The organism is Xanthomonas sp. WHRI 6108 (assembly GCF_040202385.2).
Classification (GTDB): Bacteria; Pseudomonadota; Gammaproteobacteria; order Xanthomonadales; family Xanthomonadaceae; genus Xanthomonas; species Xanthomonas arboricola.
Genome location: NZ_CP168198.1, coordinates 406,181 through 423,150, shown reverse-complemented (window position 1 = coordinate 423,150; position 16,970 = coordinate 406,181). Strand labels below are relative to the sequence as shown.

Genomic DNA, 16,970 nt, shown 5'->3' with positions numbered 1-16,970 from the left:
GCGGCTGATCCACGGCTCGCCTGCAGCCTCGCCCCCCCGGTCGGTTGCGCCGCGCCGGTCAGAACGGGTACTGCGGCACTTCGTTCTTGATCGTCAGCCATTGCCAGTGGGTGTACTGCTCCCAATCGGCCGGTCCGCCGACACTGGTGCCGTTGCCCGACGCGCCGGTCCCGCCGAAGGGATTGATGACTTCATCGGCCACGGTCTGATCGTTGATGTGCAACAGGCCGGTGTGCAGCTTGTCGCCCAGGCGCATCGCGCGCGACACCGACGCCGACAGGATGCCCGCAGCCAGACCGTACTCGCCATGGTTGGCAAGTTCTGCGGCTTCGTCGTCGGTATCGAACACGGTGATGTTGATCACCGGGCCAAAGACTTCTTCGTCGAATGCACGCATGCCCGGACGCACGTTGGACAGCACTGTCGGTGCATAGAACAGGCCTTCGTTGCTGGCGCCGGCCTCCACCACCGCACCGGCGGCGATGCTGTCGTCCACGATATCGATCACCCGCTGCAGCTGGCGCTGGTCGATGATCGGGCCCAGTGCCACAGTGCCGCTGACCGGATCGCCAACCGGCAGATGCCTGGCTTTTTCGGCCAGCCGCTGCGTGAATGCATCGGCGATCCCGCGCTGGACCAGCACGCGGCCGGTGGCCATGCAGATCTGTCCCTGATGCATGTAGGCGCCGAATGCCACTGCAGCGGCGGCCTTGTCCAGATCGGCGTCGTCGAGCACGATCACTGCGTTGTTGCCGCCCAACTCCAGCGACACCTTCTTCAAATGCCGGCCGGCGATCTCGCCGATGCGCCGCCCGGCCGCGGTGGAGCCGGTGAAGGCAATCATCGGGATATCCGGCGATTCGACCAGCGCCTGCCCGATGGCGGCATCGCCATGCAGTACATGCAGCAGTCCCTTCGGCAGGCCCGCTTCTTCCAGCACCTGGGCGATGACCACGCCACCGGTATACGGCGTGCGCGGGTCGGGCTTGAGCACCACCGCATTGCCCATCGCCAGCGCCGGGGCGACCGAGCGCAGCGACAGGATCAACGGGAAATTGAACGGGGAGATCACTGCGATCACGCCCAGCGGGAGGTGCCGCGCCAGGCTGAGCTGACCCGCGCCCGTCGGCAGCACCTGGCCGACCGCCTGCAGCGGCAGTGCCGCAGACTGCTGGTAGATCACCACCGACTCGTTCACTTCGCGCTGGGCCTTGGGCAGGATGCCGCCGGTTTCGCGCGCGATCAGCAGTGCCGCTTCGGCACTGCGCGCTTCCATCAGCTGCGCGGCACGGTGAAACACCGCAGCGCGCTCGCGCGGCGCAGTGGCCGCCCAGGCACGCTGCGCTTTCTTGGCCAGCGCCACGGCGGCGGCGACATCGGCCAGGTCGGCCTTGCCGACTTCGTGCAGCAGCGTGCCGGTGGCCGGTTCGATGATCTGCGCGGTGCCGTCGTTGCCGGGCACCCAGTCGCCATTGAAGATGCAGCCATGCCAGGCCGGAGCGGCGCTTGCGGCAATGGCGGTATTGGGGAGAGCGTTCATGGTCTAGCCTCCTGCTGAGGGGGGTGGTGTTACAGAGTGGTGGACGCCAGGCCGCCATCGACCGGCAGGGTGATGCCGTTGATCCAGCGCGCCGCATCGGAGGCGAGAAACACGATGGCCTCCGCCACCTCGTCGGCATAGGCCGGCCGCGTCATGCGCTTGGCATCTTCCTTGACGCGCTCCTCGCCGAGCATGGTGACGAAATCGCCAAGAATCGGCGTAAACACCGGCCCCGGCGAAACGTTATTGACGCGCACGCCGTGCTCGGCGAACCAGGGCCGCGACTGCAGCAGCGTCCAGACGATCAGGGCTTCCTTGAAGTACTGGTAGCAGGTGTCGTGTGCCACCGGATGCGCCTGCAGCCATGCATCGCCAGATGTAAAGCTGTCGGTGGCGGCCAGTTGTTTGTGCAGTTCCAGGCGCTGCGGCCACTCGGCGCCCAGGATGGAAGCCACATTGATGATGGAACCGCCGGGCGTGAGGCGCGGCAGCAGCGCCTGACTCAAATGGCGCAGGCCCAGATAGTTGACGCGCGCCACCACCTCCAGCGGCGCGGTACCGGGGACGCCAGCCACATTGGCCAGCGCATCGATACGCGCCGGCAAGGCCTGCACCAGCGCATCGATGGACGCCGGATCACCGAGATCGGCCTGGTGGAACCCGTGCAGCGACATCTGCACCGGCGTGCGATCGACGCCGATCACCGTGGCGCCATGGAAACGGGCCAGACGCGCGACTTCGGCACCGATGCCCGATGCCACGCCAGTGACCACGATGGTCTTGTTCTGCAAATTCATTGCCACTCTCCGAAGAGGCCGGCCGTGCCGGCGCTAGAACACATGGACGTACTGCAGGTTGACGTTATTGCCGGAGGCGGCGTTCTTGACCTCCACCGGCAGATACACATTGGCAAACAGCATGTTGTTGGCATCCATCCGCCACACGCCACCGGGGCCGGCATAGAACACGCTCTGGCGGGTATCGGCCACGCGCTGCCCATTGGTGCGGTTGTCGCGGAACTGGGTGAGGTAATAGGCATTCACGCCAAGCCGGATGTCGGGTACCACTTCCCAGGAGGTGGCGAAGTTGATCCAGCCCGCGTCGCCGGCCTGGCCGTTGCGGAACTCGAAGCCCGGTGGCAGGTTCGGGCGGCGCTCGCTGCGGAAGTTGTAGATGTAGTTGATGCGTGCGCTGACTTCCCAGTTGGGGGTCGGGAACACGGTGAACGCATATTGCGGCACCAGCGACCAGTAGCCGGCGCCCTGATTGAGGTCGCGATCGCGGTCGAACTTGCCGATCGGCGCGATCGCATCGATTTCGAAGCGCTGCGAAAACACCGGCCTGCCATTGCGGATCACCGGCAGCATCTGCAGGTACGGGCCGAAGGTCAGGTCACCCACGCCGGCGCCGTTGTCGCGCAAGCTGGCAATGCTGTTGCGCCCGAACGAGGCATCCAGATTGATCAGCGGCAGCAGCGTGTTGATGCCCACTGCGCCGCCGAAGAGCGTGTACGGGGTGACATAGGCGACCTGGGTCAGCAGCAGGGTCGAATCGATGCGTGGGCGGTCGAACACCGGCACGTCGTTGCCGCGCGAATCCTTGATCGCGTCCAGTGAGCTCTGACGCAGATAGGTGACCACCGCCCAGCCGGGCGTGGTGCGGGTGAAACCGTCCAGATAGCTGGTGCCGCCGGTATTGATGCCGTTGGTCAGCGTCGTACTCTGCGGCAGGCTCTGTGCGCCGGCCGTGCCGGCAGCAAGCAGCGACAGCATGCCAAGCGCTGCGCGGCGCAGTGCCGACGCGCGGGAAGACAACCCAGACAGGACCGATCGATAGCTCACTGCGAACATCTCCAGCATTGGGAGGGACAGCGGGAACTGCGGCGGGACAACGGTCAGGCAGGCGCGATCGACACGCCGGCAACGGCGCGTGCGCAGGTCAACAGGAAAGCTGGCCGTGCGCCTGCACGGCAGCGGCGGATTACACGGTGTCCAGACGGTCCAGCCGGTCGAGTGCGCGCAACAACGGCGCCTCGCTGCTGCCCAGCACCACGCTGAGCTGCTGCTCCATGCGCAGCACTTCGGCCTCGGCAGCGCTCAGCAGGGTCACGCCGGCGCTGGTCAGCGACAGATGCTGCATGCGGCGGTCCTGGCGTCCCCGCACCTGCCGCAGCAGGCGGCGCTTGACCAGGCGTGCCACCACGATCGCCAGGTTGGGCGCCGACACGTGCAGCACGTCGCCGATCTGGCGCTGGTTGATGCCCGGGTTGCCGTCCACCAGCATCAGCAGCGAGAAGTCGACCGGCTTGAGGTCGAACGCAGCCACGCAGTCCTGAAACATCCGCCGCACCAGCAACTCGGTGCGGGTGATGCGGTAGCCCAGCAGCCGCAGCAGGCGTGCCTGATCCACCGTGGTGACGGCATCCGGCAGCGGTACGGCAGTGGCAGTGACGGACATGACGGTTCTCGCAGCGAAGACGACAGGCGGACCGGTGCGCGCAACGCTCACCGCCCGCAACGCCGATCCGCGGCGTGAGCTGCATTGTAGACGCGCGCAGGCATGCCGATGTGGGCGTGGCCGCCGAGCGCGTGGCACCGCCGTGCAGGCAGGTCGCCACAGGCTGGTGCCAGTCCAGCGCCAGCACATGACGGCCGCATGCGGCGGCACGCAGGTGTGGGAAGCGACGGTCATCCAGGCACGGCTGCGACATGGGATCCGGGGTCGGCAAGTGATTGCGTTCCGGAATAGTTATGGATCATAACTACATTGCCAAGCTGCAGCGCAGCATGGTCGCGCTCGCCAGGTTGACTAGGCGGGCCAATGGGCCTGGCGCGCGTGGTGGCAACCGCCCGCGACAGGCACGCCGGGCACAGGTGCGCGCGGCATGCCGGGCCTGGCAGCGGTGGTGGCAATCACGACGGCAAGGCTGCGGCCGTCGCCGGACGACGCCTGCGGACCCAGCCCACTCGCCCGGCGCATCTCCGCGCCAGGTAGGCCGCGTGCACACGCGCGGCCTGTGGCCAGCGGATTACGGGTTACGGGTTACGGCAACCAGAGCTTCTCGAGATCGCGGAAGCCCCAGTCCGAGGGGCTTTCCATCTGCGCGATGCGGTCCTGGCAGTCCGGGCGCGACAGGTCGATGTCCTGCACCAGCACATGGCTGCGCAGCTTGGCCGAATAGAACACGCGCACCTTGGGCTTGAGCAGCGCATCGGGGGTCTGCTCGATCACCACTGCCAGTTTCTGCGACTCCAGCCGCACCAACGAGCCGACCGGATAAATCCCCAGCCGGCGCACGAAGGCCTGGAACACCACCGGGTCGAAGTGCCCCTGCCACGACGCCATGCGCTTGAGCGATTCGGCCGGATCCCAGCCGCGCTTGTAGGGGCGGTCCGAGCTGATGGCATCGTAAACATCGCACACCGCGCCCATCCGCGACATCAGCGCGATGTTCTCGCCCGCCAAGCGGTTCGGGTAGCCGCTGCCGTCCATTTTCTCGTGGTGGTGCAACGCGATCTCCAGCACCACCGCGTTCTGCACCCCGCCGGCCACCAGCAGGCGATGACCGTCCAGCGGGTGCTGGCGCATGATCGCCATCTCTTCGTCGGTGAGCTTGCCGGGCTTGTTGAGGATGTCCAGCGGCGTCACCGCCTTGCCCATGTCGTGCAGCAGGCCGCCCATGGCCGCCTCGACGACCTGCCCTTCGGGCAGACCGAGCTGGCGCGCCAGCCCGCTCATCAGGCCGGCTACCGCCATCGAATGCAGATAGGTGTAGTCGTCGGCGGTCTTCAGCCTTGCCACGCTGATCAAGGCCTGCGGATGCCGCAGGACCGAATCGTTGATGGCCTCCACCAGCGGCATCGCCGCCTCGGTGTCGACGGTGCGGCCAAGCCGCACATCGCGGAACATCGCCTCGACCGTATCGCGGCCGTCTTCGAAGATCTTGCGTGCGCGCACCACTTCGGACTCGATGCCGACCTGCGCGGTGACGCTATTGGTCCGCGCGGTGCGCGTGGTAGTGGCCGGCTCGGGGGGTTCCGGTACTGGCGGCGGCGGTTGCTCCGGCTCAGGCTGCGGATCGGGCGCGTCCGGCGCCGCCGTGTCCAGGTCCAGGCCACGCGCGGTATCGATCACCAGTTGCTCGATCCGGCTGCCATGGATCTTCTCCACGTCGTCCGAATCGACCAGGAACGAGGTCTTCCAGAACGGGTGGTGCACCCACGCGCCCAGCAGCTTGTAGACATACATGCCGGGGCGGAGTTGGTCTGAATCGATGGTTCTGAGCATGCCGGCGCTGATCTGCAAATGGTCCGCGGAAGAGCCCGCCACGACGATGGAGGGTCTGTCGGGTTATCGGCAGTGCGCAGGATTTCTTTGGTCCGGTAGAACTCGCTCGCGCCGCGCGGCGACCGCTGGCTGAGCAGTTCAGTGCGCCGGCAGGCGCATGCCCAGCACGGCAATGGCCGCGAGCAGCAGCGGCACGCTGCAGGCCAGGTACAGGGCCGCCGGCGACCAACCCGCATCCACCAGCACGCCCACGCACAGCGGCGAGGCGATCGCATCGAAGCGGCCCACCCCGATCGCCCAGCCCATGCCGGTGGAACGCACCGCCGCCGTGAAGACCACCGGCGCCACCGCATACAGCCCGGCGATGGCGGCAAACAGCACCGCGCCGCTCAGCACCGCAATGACGAACGCCCAACCCAGCACCGTGCTGTACCAGCCAAAGGACAGCAGCGCCAGCGCCGACAGCCCCAGCACACCGGCGGTCAGCCACGACAGCCGCGCACGCGCGGCCAGCGCGCTGAAGATCGCACCACCGGCGATGCCGCCCAGGTTCAACAGCACGCCACCGGTCACGCCCTGCTCTGCCGACAGGCCGGCCACGACCAGCAGCTTCGGGGTCCAGCTGAGCACGAAATAGAACGCAAACATCAGCAGAAAGAACGCCAGCGCGATCAACAGCGACTGCCGCCGCAATGCCGGCACGAACAGGGCCGCATAGCCCCGCGCCCGATCGGAGCCATGCGGCGGCGGTGACGGCAGTACCGCCTGCGGCGGCATGCCCATGCGCGCAAGCACCGCGTTGAAGCGTGCGCCTGCGTTGGGTGGGCGACGCGCGATCAGAAATTCCAACGACTCGGGCAAAAACGCCAGCACCAAGGGCACACACAGCAGCGACCCGAGCGCGCCGAGCACGAACACCGCGTGCCAGGACCAGTGCTGCAACAGCAGTGCTGCGATCGCGCCGCCCAGCGTCGCGCCGATCGGATAACCGGTGGCCTGCAGCGCCAGTGCCGTGCTGCGCCACTGGGCGGTGGAATATTCGGCAGCGATGACCGCAACGCAGGCCAGCATGCCGCCGATGCCGATCCCGGTAAATGCCCGCAACGCGCCGAGTTGCCACACCCCGGTGGCCAGCGCCGAGGCGCCCATGCCCACGGTCAAGATCGCCAGGCATGCCAGGATCGTCGCGCGCCGCCCGATGCGGTCGGCCAGCGGCGCCAACAGCAACGACCCCACCGCCATGCCGACCAGGCCGGCACTGAACAAGGCCCCGAGCAGCTTGCCCGACAACTGCCACTGCGCCGACACCTGCGGGGCGGTGAAGGCCATCGCCATCACATCGAAGCCATCGAGCATGGTCAGCAACACGCACACCGCCACCGCCCTCCACTGAAACCGCGTCATGCGTTGCAGTACGAAGGGTGCAGGTGTCGCGGCGCTCTGGGTCATCGGGTGATCCTGGTTAGGGAGTGCAGCTGCATTGGCAACCTCACGCGTGGCCATGCGCTCACGCAGCGCCGCCACGACGAAGACGCAAGCACGCTGGACGCTGCGACGGCCTTCGACAGCGCAGCGGTACTGCAACGCGGCAACGACAGTCGGGGTGCTGCAACGTCACCGGCACGCTAGGCCGATCGCAGGGCGCGTTCAAGACAGCGGCCTGCACGGGTGTGCGCTTATCGAACGAGCCGGCAGCGCGCTTTGCTTGCCCCTCCACGCATTCGTTGAGCTGTCTGCGCAGCGGCATCTGCAGGGTGCGCCTTGCCTGCACGGAAACGATCGACCTCGCATGCGGCGCTGCAGCGCGTGACTCGAGTGCGATCAGACCGGGCAACCCTCACGCTCGCCCGATCAGGATTGCAAAGCGCAACGCCGCACTCGTGATGCAGGCATGGATGCAACGCTGCTGGCAGCGAGGTTGAACGACGCGACATATGCATGACTGCTCACCACCACACATACCTCGATCCGTTCGAAGCGGCAGCGAATGTGCAGGCGCGGCCTCACACGCTCTGGCGCCAGCTGTTCCAACACGCTGCGCCGCTGCATCAGGCACGTCCGCAGCCAAATCGATCCACTGCCGCACCAGCGCTTTCCGCATGCCGACGCTCGCCCGCTATCATGCAGGCCGCGCCCGCACCGGGCGGCACGCCGACATGCCGGAGATCATCGTGACCCCGATTCGCTCGTTCCTGGAACACACCCCGCAACTGGGCGCACGCGTCTATGTCGATCCTGCCTGCACCATCATCGGCAAGGTGAGCCTGGGCGATGACGTGTCGGTGTGGCCGGGCACGGTGATTCGCGGCGACGTCAATCATGTACAGATCGGCGCACGCACCAACGTGCAGGACGGCACCATCATCCACGTCAGCCACCACAGCCCGTTCAACAAGGCCGGCTACCCGACAGTGATCGGCGCCGACGTCACGGTCGGCCACGGCACCATCCTGCATGCCTGCACCATCGAAGACCTGTGCCTGATCGGCATGGGCGCCTGCGTGCTCGACGGCGCCACCGTCAAGCGCTACGGTTTTGTCGGCGCCGGGGCGGTCGTCGGCCCCGGCAAGATCGTCGGCGAAGGTGAATTGTGGCTGGGCAATCCCGCACGGCTGGCCCGCACGCTCAGCGACAAGGAAATCGAAAGCCTGCATTACTCCGCACAGCATTATGTGCGGCTCAAGGACCAGTACCTGGGCACCGTCGGCACCGGCTGAACCGTTGTCCGCCCTACGCAGGCATGGCAAGATCGGCGCCCTGCGGCGTGGGGACGCTGCCCTCGAATGGATTCGACCCGATGCATACGCGTTTTGCCCTGGGCAGCCTGCTGGCCGCCTGCCTGCTGATCGCAAGCCAGTCGCTGCTGGCCATTCCAGCCGACGCCGTCGACGAAGCGCAGGTGCTGTCTGCCCTGCAGTACCGCGACGGCCACATCGACGTGCCGCAAGCCAAGGCGCACTTCGACCTGGACCCGGCATTCCACTACCTGGACAAGGCCGACACGCGCCGCGTGCTCGAGCAGCTGTGGGGCAACCCGCTCGACGACAGCGTGCTGGGCATGATCGTGCCGCGCACACCCGCGCTGGATGCGCCGGGTGGCTGGGCAGTGGTGGTGACCTATGCCGACGACGGTTATGTGTCCGACCAGGATGCCGCCAAGATCGATTACAGCGAGCTGCTGGCCGACATGCAGAAGGGCACCGCCGAAGACAACGCCGCCCGCCGTGAGCAGGGCTACGGCACCGTCGACTTGCTCGGCTGGGCGGTGCCGCCGCGGTACGACCCCGGCAGCAAGAAGCTCTATTGGGCCAAGGAACTGCGCTTCGATGGCGCCCAGCAGCACACGCTCAACTACGATATCCGCGTGCTGGGCCGCAGCGGCTACCTCAGCCTCAATGCCGTCGCCGGCATGGACCAGCTCGAACAGGTCCGCCAGGGCATGCAGCAATTGCTGCCGATGACCGAATTCGACCAGGGCGCGCGCTACGCCGACCACAACCCGTCCACCGACAAAATCGCCAGCTATGGCCTGGCCGGCCTGATCGGCGGTGGCCTGGCGGCCAAGGCCGGGCTGTTCGCCAAGCTGGGCCTGTTGCTGGCCAAGGGCTGGAAGCTGGTGCTGTTGGGCGTGTTTGCGGTGGGTACGGGCATCAAGCGGGTCTTCTCCCGCAAGGCGCAGGGCACCGGCAGCTGAGGCGTGCCGCGGCTCACGGCCGCGTGGCGTGCTCCAGTGCCGTCAACGTGGCCAGCGCCTGCGCGCGCGATGCGCCGCACATGTCCTCGGACGGACGCAGGCTGGCGCACACCGCCGGCCGCGTCGGCAACCCGAACAGGCGACAACGGCCCTGGCCGTCGAGCTGCACGCAGGGCACACCCGCCGGCTTGCCTTGCGGCATGCCGGGGATGGCCGAACTGATCGACGGCGCGATGCAGCAGGCCGCGCAGCCGGCGCGGCACGGGATGTTCTTGCGCATGCCGCCAGTGTAAACCGCCGCCACCTGCCGGCAGCGGCGGCGTGGCTAGCGCGGCGGGATGTAGCTGGACAGGCGCACGTCGAAGAAGGCCTGCACGGCAGCGAGATTGCTCTTGGCCTGGATGTCCGCGCCCACGTCGCGGCTCATGCCGAGCACGTCGTCATCCGGCCAACCGGGGCCGAAGCACCATTGCGTGCTGGGAATATTGTTCGCCTGCAGATGGGCCAGCATGCGCGTGGTGGCGACCTCCGCGCTGCGGTTGCCGGCCGGGTAGCCGTGCTCGCCGAGATAACCGCGCTTGCCGGCATCCCGCAGGGCGTCGATGAAGGGCGTCACCATCATGATGCCGGTATCGGGCTGGATCACTTCGTTGCGCCCGCCCGGTCCGATCCAGTTACCGCCGCCAGCCCCCTTGCTGTCCAGATAGTTGTGCGCTTCGTAGACGATGCGGTTGTAGGGATCGGGGATGTCGAACAGGCCCATCGAATCCTTCTGCCAGAGCCGGGCACTGGCATAGCCGTTGCCGCACACGAACACGAAGTGGTCGCGGTCGCGATCGATGATGGTCTTGCAGCACGCAGTGGCAGTGTTCTGCCAGTGCGTTGCCATCGACAGCACGCTGCCGTCGGCGGCGCGCTCGTCGCCCTGATAGGGCTCGTTCATCACGCCCCAGCCGAACACCGCCGGGTGCTGCCGGAACCGGTTGACGATGCGTGCCCACAGGTCGGGCAGGCCGGACGCGTTGTAGAGCGTGCACCCCGGCGTGCCGATCACGCGGTATTCGTACAGCTTGAGCAGCCCGTCGCGGCGATCGAAATAGCCCTGGTAGCCGAAATTGCGCAGCGGATAGGTGTCGGCCCAGACCGCGGCGGCCGCCGGGTCGTCGATACGGTTGCCGCGCGCATCCACAAGCGTGCCGCTGGCGTCGCGCCGATAGCCCGACTTGACGGCCACCCGCTGCGGCAGGCGCATATAGTCATGCAGTTCCACGATGGCGCGCTTGCCGCGGGCGGCGATGTGGTCCAGCGCATCCTGGACCTGGCTGCAGTAGGTCTCGTTCAAGGCCAGGCCCTGCCCCCGCGTGAAGCGCGCGGCGGTGGTCGGCAGCCGGAACAACGGGCAGGCCCCGGCGGCGGCCACGTGCTGTGCGGTAATGGCGCGATAGTGCGTGCCGATCTCCGCATTCTCCACATAGCTGTTGGAGGCCAAGCCCGACAGGTTCAGGCCCGCAAACGGCAGGGTGGCGCTCTGCGCAGCCGCGCGACCGCCCCACCCGAGGCCGGCCAGTGCCACCGCGCCGGCTGCGCCCTGCAGCACGCGACGGCGGGTGATGCCGGCTGTTGCTGCCGGTGTCTGGTCGATGGGATGCGGGGCTGCCGCCGCCGTGCGGCGTGGGTGTGGATGGTCGGACATGGGCGCCTCCTGCGGTGCCGTTGGTGGAGATCCTTGGCGGTGGTGCTCCCCTCTGCCGCACCGGTCTGAAGGCGATGATGCCGGTGTGGCAACGGCGCAATCTGCGCTCCGGTTTGCACTCCGGGCACTGCATGCAGTCCCGCATACGTTTACATCGCATTACATGCCACGCCGACCCGCGGGCGCCGCGTGCGGGAGGCGCGTGTTCGCGCGCCGTGCCGGCGAAGCTCCGGCGCCGCCTGTGCGATGCGCGCGGCCCGCGCCCTCCACCACCGCCACGGCGTGCCCTGGCCCGCGTGCTACCGTGCCGGATCACCGGAGTGCGCCGCGACCGTTGCAGCAGCAACAGTCACGACGCGGTCTAATTGCCAGCCACCGCTCGCCAATCAGCCGTCGAATTCGCCATGCCCGAGTACCGCTCCAAGACCTCCACCCACGGCCGCAACATGGCCGGCGCCCGCGCGCTGTGGCGCGCCACCGGCATGAAGGATGGGGACTTCCACAAGCCCATCATCGCCATCGCCAACTCGTTCACGCAGTTTGTGCCCGGGCACGTGCATCTGAAGGATCTCGGCCAGCTGGTCGCGCGCGAGATCGAACGCGTCGGCGGCGTGGCCAAGGAGTTCGACACCATCGCCGTGGACGACGGCATCGCCATGGGTCACGACGGCATGCTGTATTCGCTGCCCAGCCGCGAGATCATCGCCGACTCGGTCGAATACATGGTCAACGCGCATTGCGCCGACGCGCTGGTGTGCATTTCCAACTGCGACAAGATCACCCCCGGCATGTTGATGGCCGCATTGCGGCTCAACATCCCCACCGTGTTCGTCTCCGGCGGGCCGATGGAAGCCGGCAAGACCAAGCTGGCCGAACACAAGCTCGATCTGATCGACGCGATGGTCATCGCCGCCGACGACAGCGCCTCCGACGAAAAGGTGGCCGAGTTCGAACGCAGTGCCTGCCCCACCTGCGGCTCGTGCTCGGGCATGTTCACCGCCAACTCGATGAACTGCCTGACCGAAGCGCTGGGCCTGTCGCTGCCTGGCAACGGCACCGTGGTGGCCACGCACGCCGACCGCGAGCAATTGTTTTTGCGCGCCGGGCGCGTGGCGGTGGAGCTGTGCCACCGCTGGTACGGCGGCGAAGATCCCACCGCCCTGCCACGCGGCATCGCCACGTTCGAAGCGTTCGAGAATGCGATGACGCTGGATATCGCCATGGGCGGCTCGACCAACACCATCCTGCATCTGCTCGCCGCCGCGCAGGAAGGCGACGTGCCATTCGGCATGCGCGATATCGACCGCCTGTCCAAGCGCGTGCCGCAGCTGTGCAAGGTCGCCCCGAACACGCCGAAGTACCACATCGAAGACGTGCACCGCGCCGGCGGCATCATGGCCATCCTCGGCGAGCTGGCGCGTGGCGGCCTGCTGCATACCAACGCGGCCACGGTGCACGCACGCACGCTGGCCGATGCCATCGCGCAGTGGGACGTCACCCAGACCGACGCAGAGACCGTGCACACGTTCTACAAGGCCGGCCCGGCCGGCATCCCCACCCAGATTGCCTTCAGCCAGGCCACCCGCTGGGACAGCCTGGACACCGATCGCAGCGAAGGCTGCATCCGCGATGTCGCGCATGCGTTCTCGCAGGAGGGCGGCCTGGCCGTGCTGTACGGCAATATCGCCCGCGACGGCTGCGTGGTGAAGACCGCAGGCGTGGACGAATCCATCCACGTCTTCGAAGGCAATGTGCGCGTCTTTGAGAGCCAGGATTCGGCAGTCAAGGGCATCCTGGCCGACGAAGTGAAAGCCGGCGACATCGTGGTGATCCGCTACGAAGGCCCCAAGGGTGGCCCCGGCATGCAGGAAATGCTCTACCCCACCAGCTATCTCAAATCCAAGGGCCTGGGCAAGCAATGCGCCCTGCTCACCGACGGCCGCTTCTCCGGCGGCACCTCGGGCCTGTCGATCGGCCACGCCTCACCGGAAGCGGCGGCGGGCGGCGCGATCGGGCTGGTACGCGACGGCGACAAGATCCTGATCGACATCCCCAACCGCTCGATCAATCTGCTGATCTCGGACGAGGAACTTGCTCTTCGTCGCGCAGAGCAGGATGCCAAGGGCTGGAAGCCGGTCGAGGTGCGCCCACGCAAGGTCACCACGGCGTTGAAGGCGTATGCGCTGCTGGCGACCAGTGCGGACAAGGGTGCGGTGCGGGACAAGGCGTTGTTGGACGGCTAGGGCCAGCAAATGCGACGTGGCGAGGCATGCGCTTCTTCGTGCGAGAGCAGCACAGGAATACGCCTCGGTCGCTTGGCATGCACTAGAGCTTCCATCCACGGCAGCTCGGTGCGCAGAACCTCGCCATAAAGAGATAACAGCGCTGCCAATGCTTGGTTCTGCGTCCCCGCAGACACCTACCCGTCGGTCGCCAGCCGGGTCAGGAAGGCCTCAACCTCCGTCTGCTCCATCTTCGCCGGATGCCGTTAGCCGTTAGCCGTTAGCCAGGATGAAACGCCGGATCCAACTTACGTACGCCTGCTCGGTGCGCTGGCTGTAGTGCTTTACGCGCAGGCGGTCGCGCAGCTGATCGAGCAGCCGGACCGGTGGACACGCTGTTACGCCTTCTTTTTTATAGGTATATTTCATACGCCTGCGTCCTTACTGGATAACGCAACAAGCATCCGCATTGTCGCGCCCGCTTACTATCATGCGATCCCTTGACTGGGGATAAGAGTTACCCCATTCACAAGGCGCTCGCGATCGAAGATACTCGCCACAACACCGCGTTTCGGCGGCCCAATAGTGGTTAGCGCCTATGCCAGACATAACGTGGACTTCGATAATGACAAGCAGCGTCATTACGGCTGTGACTGGCGGCCTGCTAGGCGGCTTGGTCACGCTGCGCGTCGCGCGCAACCAGTACATCAACGACTACTACAAGCTTGTGCTCAAAAAGCGAGTCGACGCATATGAGCACGTTGAAGATCTGATCACGCAGTTAAAGACCAGCCTAGCTGACGATCAAGACCGCAAGGTCTATCACTTTCTCTTTGCAGAGGGGGATGTCAGCCGGGCGCATAAAGCTCTCTTCCTTATCTCTGCCCAGTCAATGTGGCTCACTGACGAGCTTGTAGACGAAACCCTCAAGCTCAATCGGCTTCTCTATCAATGCCCATCCGACACGGTGGCAGCCATTGCGTTCGCCAAGGAGCACTACCAGACTATCGCGGAAGCTCGCACACGCTTGGAAAGGCTGCACGCAAGAGATTTTTCCGTGCTTCACGAGGTCCGGCGGTTTCTCAAAGCGAAACGACCAAGCGACTCATATATCGCCCTCCCGGATAGGCGCTAACAATTCGTCCATGCCGACGCCGCTTATCGACGCGGCTTAATTCAGGTGTTAGACACCACAGGGAGACAACATTGCAGATCACTACCACTCTCAACCTCAGCGCTGCAGAGAGAGTCGAGATATGCGCGATCCTTGGCTGCAGCGACCCGGATCTAAACGCCCGACTTAACTCGGTGCTTGGCGCATCTATAAGTGAATATCTGTCCATGTTCCGCGGGCAGAAGGTTTTCAAACGTGGCAGCGACATGCTCGAATACCGCTTACTGCTCCTCGTAGAAACAGCATTCAACGGTGTGATCCCAGATGAGAGAACAGTCAGTAGTCTCTTTCAAACAACATTGACTGAAAGTCGCTCGCTCATTCGGGCTGTAATCTCCAAGTATCAGTACCAACTGAAGCCACATGTTGAACGGACTCTGAGAGCCGCACTGACTGCCGCGAATCGACAAAACAACGCCCAAGACTACTCAGTTGTGATCAACAGTCAGAACGTAGTAGACGAACTGAACAAGGCGCTCGCTGACATCGACGGAAGCCTGTCGCCTGTTGCGAAGAAGAAGGGGAGCGTTTCCATCTACGAAATATCGCCATCTTCGTACAATCGACTTTGTGCGAAGTTTGGTGTCCAACCGAACCCTTGATTCCAATGAGTGATTTACTTTCCGCATCAAGCCTCTTGATGGCGATAGCCGCAATTCTTTTTAGTCTTTGGTATGCGGAAATTGCAAAGGCGCTTGAAACATCACCCAAGACGCACAAAGAAGATAACGTGGCTGCAAAGAAGGCGGTAACGTCCGTACTTGTCAGCAAAGCCCTGCCCGTTGCACTGATGGCACTGGCGGTTGCTCTTACCTTCATACCAGATGCCTTCAAGCTCGCGAAGGAATCAACTCTCGCCTTCAAGCAGAGTGGCATCGCGGCGCTCGGGAACTATGACGCCGTTCGAACGGCATACTGCTTCGTCACAGTGCTGTCCGCCGTGTTGGCGACCTACATGTGGGTGCTTGTCGCGAAACTGTGGTCTCTATGCAAGCAACTCAGCTAGTGGTTTCTAACCCTTCGCTCCAGCGGACGGCTTCGCCGCCCGCTGAGCTTGAACGTTAGGCAGCTATGGGACATCACTATCTTCCGCAGCATTATTTGCTGGGCTTTGCAGATGGAAAGAAGTTATGGGGTCATGACCTGATAGCGGGCCGGTCCTTTCCGACCCAGGTCAAATCCGTTGCGAACGAAACAGAGATGTACACGGAAGAGCTTGAAAGCCACCTAGCGAATGTTGTGGAGGGGCCCGCTCAAGACGTGATTGACCGCATCCGCAATCGAATTCCTCTAAGAAGTGGAGATCGCGAGCTTTTCGCAAGCTACGTCATTGCCATGTGGGAGCGTGTCCCCGCTGGACGTAGTCGGGTAGCAGGCCATATTCCCAAGCTCGCCGAAACCATCAGAGTCCAGGTCATACAGCAACTTGACGCACTTGCGAACGCCGAGCCAGACCTCGCGGAGAAAGCAGAAAAACGAAAAGAGGAAGTGAATCATATCATTTCTTCTTACAAAAAAAATCCGTCAGATTACTTCTGGCATCACACACTGAAATCTGGAGCCACTCCAAGAACAATCCAAAGTCTATTGTCCATGGAGTGGTGTTTTCTGGTCACTACTGGGGAGCACTTCATAACTTGCGACAATCCGGTGTTCTTCTTTGAGTCTGAAGGTATTGCTGCCGATAAAGCCGAGCTAAGCCTGCCGCTTGGCTCAGAGATATGCTTTTGGGCAAGGCGAGCCAACTCAAACAGGCCGCAATACTTTTCGACCGAGCGTTCGACAGTACTAGAGCTTAATCGTCGCTCGGCTTACAACGCTATGCGATTTCTCTACACTCGCGAGGAGTCGCAGTGGGCTCTAAACTTCGCTAAAAAAAAGCATAGGCTGCACAGACTGTCATGAGGTCGCCGCTTCGCGGCATTGCTTAATTCAGGCGTTAGACCACACGTGAGGAATATGGCTACGACGCACAATCCATTTCTGTTAGTAGCTGCCGGTCTGAACGCGCTCGCTGCACTACTGCATCTCGGCTGCATCGCTGCCGGTCCAGCCGGGTACCGTCTTCTCGGCGCCGGCGACGGCATGGCTCAAATGGCATCAGCCGGACACTGGTACCCGACCGTGGTTACATTGGTGATCGTCAGCATTCTGTTGGTGTGGTCCCTTTATGCCCTATCAGGCGCTGGTCTTGTTCGCCGACTCCCTCTACTCCGCTGGGTTCTACTAGCTATTACCGGTGTTTACCTGCTACGCGGTCTTTTCTTCGTCCCTCTCATGGCACACTTCCCGGGCAACAGCACGACATTTTGGTACGTCAGCTCAGCCATCTGTCTGGCGTTTGGCATTGTTCATGCCGT

The 16,970-nt window shown here is 64.4% G+C and carries 15 protein-coding genes and 1 pseudogene; 7 read left to right on the top strand and 9 right to left on the bottom strand.

Annotated features, from left to right (window positions below; translation table 11 throughout):
* Positions 1-58 precede the first annotated feature (58 nt).
* The 6 genes from ABQ039_RS01810 to ABQ039_RS01785 all read right to left on the bottom strand — a co-directional run bounded on the left by ABQ039_RS01810 (position 59) and on the right by ABQ039_RS01785 (position 7,276).
* Positions 59-1,540, bottom strand: coding sequence for a benzaldehyde dehydrogenase (locus ABQ039_RS01810; RefSeq protein ID WP_349778553.1), 1,482 nt, complete (start codon positions 1,538-1,540; stop codon positions 59-61).
* Positions 1,541-1,569: 29 nt separating this feature from the next.
* Positions 1,570-2,337, bottom strand: coding sequence for a coniferyl-alcohol dehydrogenase (locus tag ABQ039_RS01805; protein ID WP_184457909.1), 768 nt, complete (start codon positions 2,335-2,337; stop codon positions 1,570-1,572).
* Between the two features lie 33 nt (positions 2,338-2,370).
* On the bottom strand, positions 2,371-3,399 hold the full coding sequence (locus ABQ039_RS01800; protein ID WP_374057838.1) for a transporter: 1,029 nt from the start codon (positions 3,397-3,399) through the stop codon (positions 2,371-2,373).
* A 121-nt stretch (positions 3,400-3,520) separates the two neighbouring features.
* Positions 3,521-3,997, bottom strand: coding sequence for a MarR family winged helix-turn-helix transcriptional regulator (locus ABQ039_RS01795; RefSeq protein ID WP_065033065.1), 477 nt, complete (start codon positions 3,995-3,997; stop codon positions 3,521-3,523).
* 585 nt (positions 3,998-4,582) lie between these two features.
* Positions 4,583-5,827: an HD-GYP domain-containing protein gene (locus ABQ039_RS01790; protein WP_046346170.1), complete on the bottom strand. Its 1,245-nt coding sequence runs from the start codon at positions 5,825-5,827 to the stop codon at positions 4,583-4,585.
* Between the two features lie 138 nt (positions 5,828-5,965).
* Positions 5,966-7,276: an MFS transporter gene (locus ABQ039_RS01785; protein WP_349778552.1), complete on the bottom strand. Its 1,311-nt coding sequence runs from the start codon at positions 7,274-7,276 to the stop codon at positions 5,966-5,968.
* A 722-nt stretch (positions 7,277-7,998) separates the two neighbouring features.
* On the opposite strand from ABQ039_RS01785, the gene ABQ039_RS01780 reads away from it, so the two are divergent.
* Together ABQ039_RS01780 and ABQ039_RS01775 are read left to right on the top strand one after the other, a co-directional pair.
* Entirely contained in the window at positions 7,999-8,544 is a 546-nt protein-coding gene (locus ABQ039_RS01780) for a gamma carbonic anhydrase family protein (RefSeq protein WP_024938808.1), read from the top strand.
* Between the two features lie 80 nt (positions 8,545-8,624).
* Positions 8,625-9,521, top strand: a complete 897-nt coding sequence (locus tag ABQ039_RS01775) for a DUF2167 domain-containing protein (RefSeq protein WP_349778551.1) — start codon at positions 8,625-8,627, stop codon at positions 9,519-9,521.
* 13 nt (positions 9,522-9,534) lie between these two features.
* Here the strand turns inward: ABQ039_RS01775 and ABQ039_RS01770 are convergent, their stop codons facing one another.
* Together ABQ039_RS01770 and ABQ039_RS01765 are read right to left on the bottom strand one after the other, a co-directional pair.
* Positions 9,535-9,801, bottom strand: coding sequence for a YkgJ family cysteine cluster protein (locus ABQ039_RS01770; protein ID WP_080959949.1), 267 nt, complete (start codon positions 9,799-9,801; stop codon positions 9,535-9,537).
* A 45-nt stretch (positions 9,802-9,846) separates the two neighbouring features.
* Positions 9,847-11,214: a glycoside hydrolase family 5 protein gene (locus ABQ039_RS01765; RefSeq protein ID WP_046345394.1), complete on the bottom strand. Its 1,368-nt coding sequence runs from the start codon at positions 11,212-11,214 to the stop codon at positions 9,847-9,849.
* A 404-nt stretch (positions 11,215-11,618) separates the two neighbouring features.
* On the opposite strand from ABQ039_RS01765, the gene ilvD reads away from it, so the two are divergent.
* Positions 11,619-13,457 (top strand): dihydroxy-acid dehydratase, encoded by a 1,839-nt coding sequence (gene ilvD, locus ABQ039_RS01760; protein ID WP_046345393.1) that lies wholly within the window; start codon positions 11,619-11,621, stop codon positions 13,455-13,457.
* Between the two features lie 32 nt (positions 13,458-13,489).
* On the opposite strand, the pseudogene ABQ039_RS01755 reads toward ilvD, so the two are convergent.
* Positions 13,490-13,865, bottom strand: a pseudogene (locus tag ABQ039_RS01755) (phage integrase N-terminal SAM-like domain-containing protein); the annotation flags it as partial.
* A gap of 196 nt (positions 13,866-14,061) precedes the next feature.
* On the opposite strand from ABQ039_RS01755, the gene ABQ039_RS01750 reads away from it, so the two are divergent.
* From ABQ039_RS01750 to ABQ039_RS01735, 4 genes are all read left to right on the top strand, one after another.
* Positions 14,062-14,571, top strand: coding sequence for a hypothetical protein (locus ABQ039_RS01750; protein ID WP_184609925.1), 510 nt, complete (start codon positions 14,062-14,064; stop codon positions 14,569-14,571).
* Between the two features lie 71 nt (positions 14,572-14,642).
* Positions 14,643-15,212: a hypothetical protein gene (locus tag ABQ039_RS01745; RefSeq protein ID WP_184609924.1), complete on the top strand. Its 570-nt coding sequence runs from the start codon at positions 14,643-14,645 to the stop codon at positions 15,210-15,212.
* A 5-nt stretch (positions 15,213-15,217) separates the two neighbouring features.
* Entirely contained in the window at positions 15,218-15,616 is a 399-nt protein-coding gene (locus ABQ039_RS01740) for a hypothetical protein (protein ID WP_146095358.1), read from the top strand.
* 65 nt (positions 15,617-15,681) lie between these two features.
* A complete protein-coding gene (locus ABQ039_RS01735; RefSeq protein WP_184609923.1) occupies positions 15,682-16,515 on the top strand; it encodes a DUF4238 domain-containing protein in 834 nt (277 codons plus the stop codon).
* Positions 16,516-16,970: the final 455 nt, after the last annotated feature.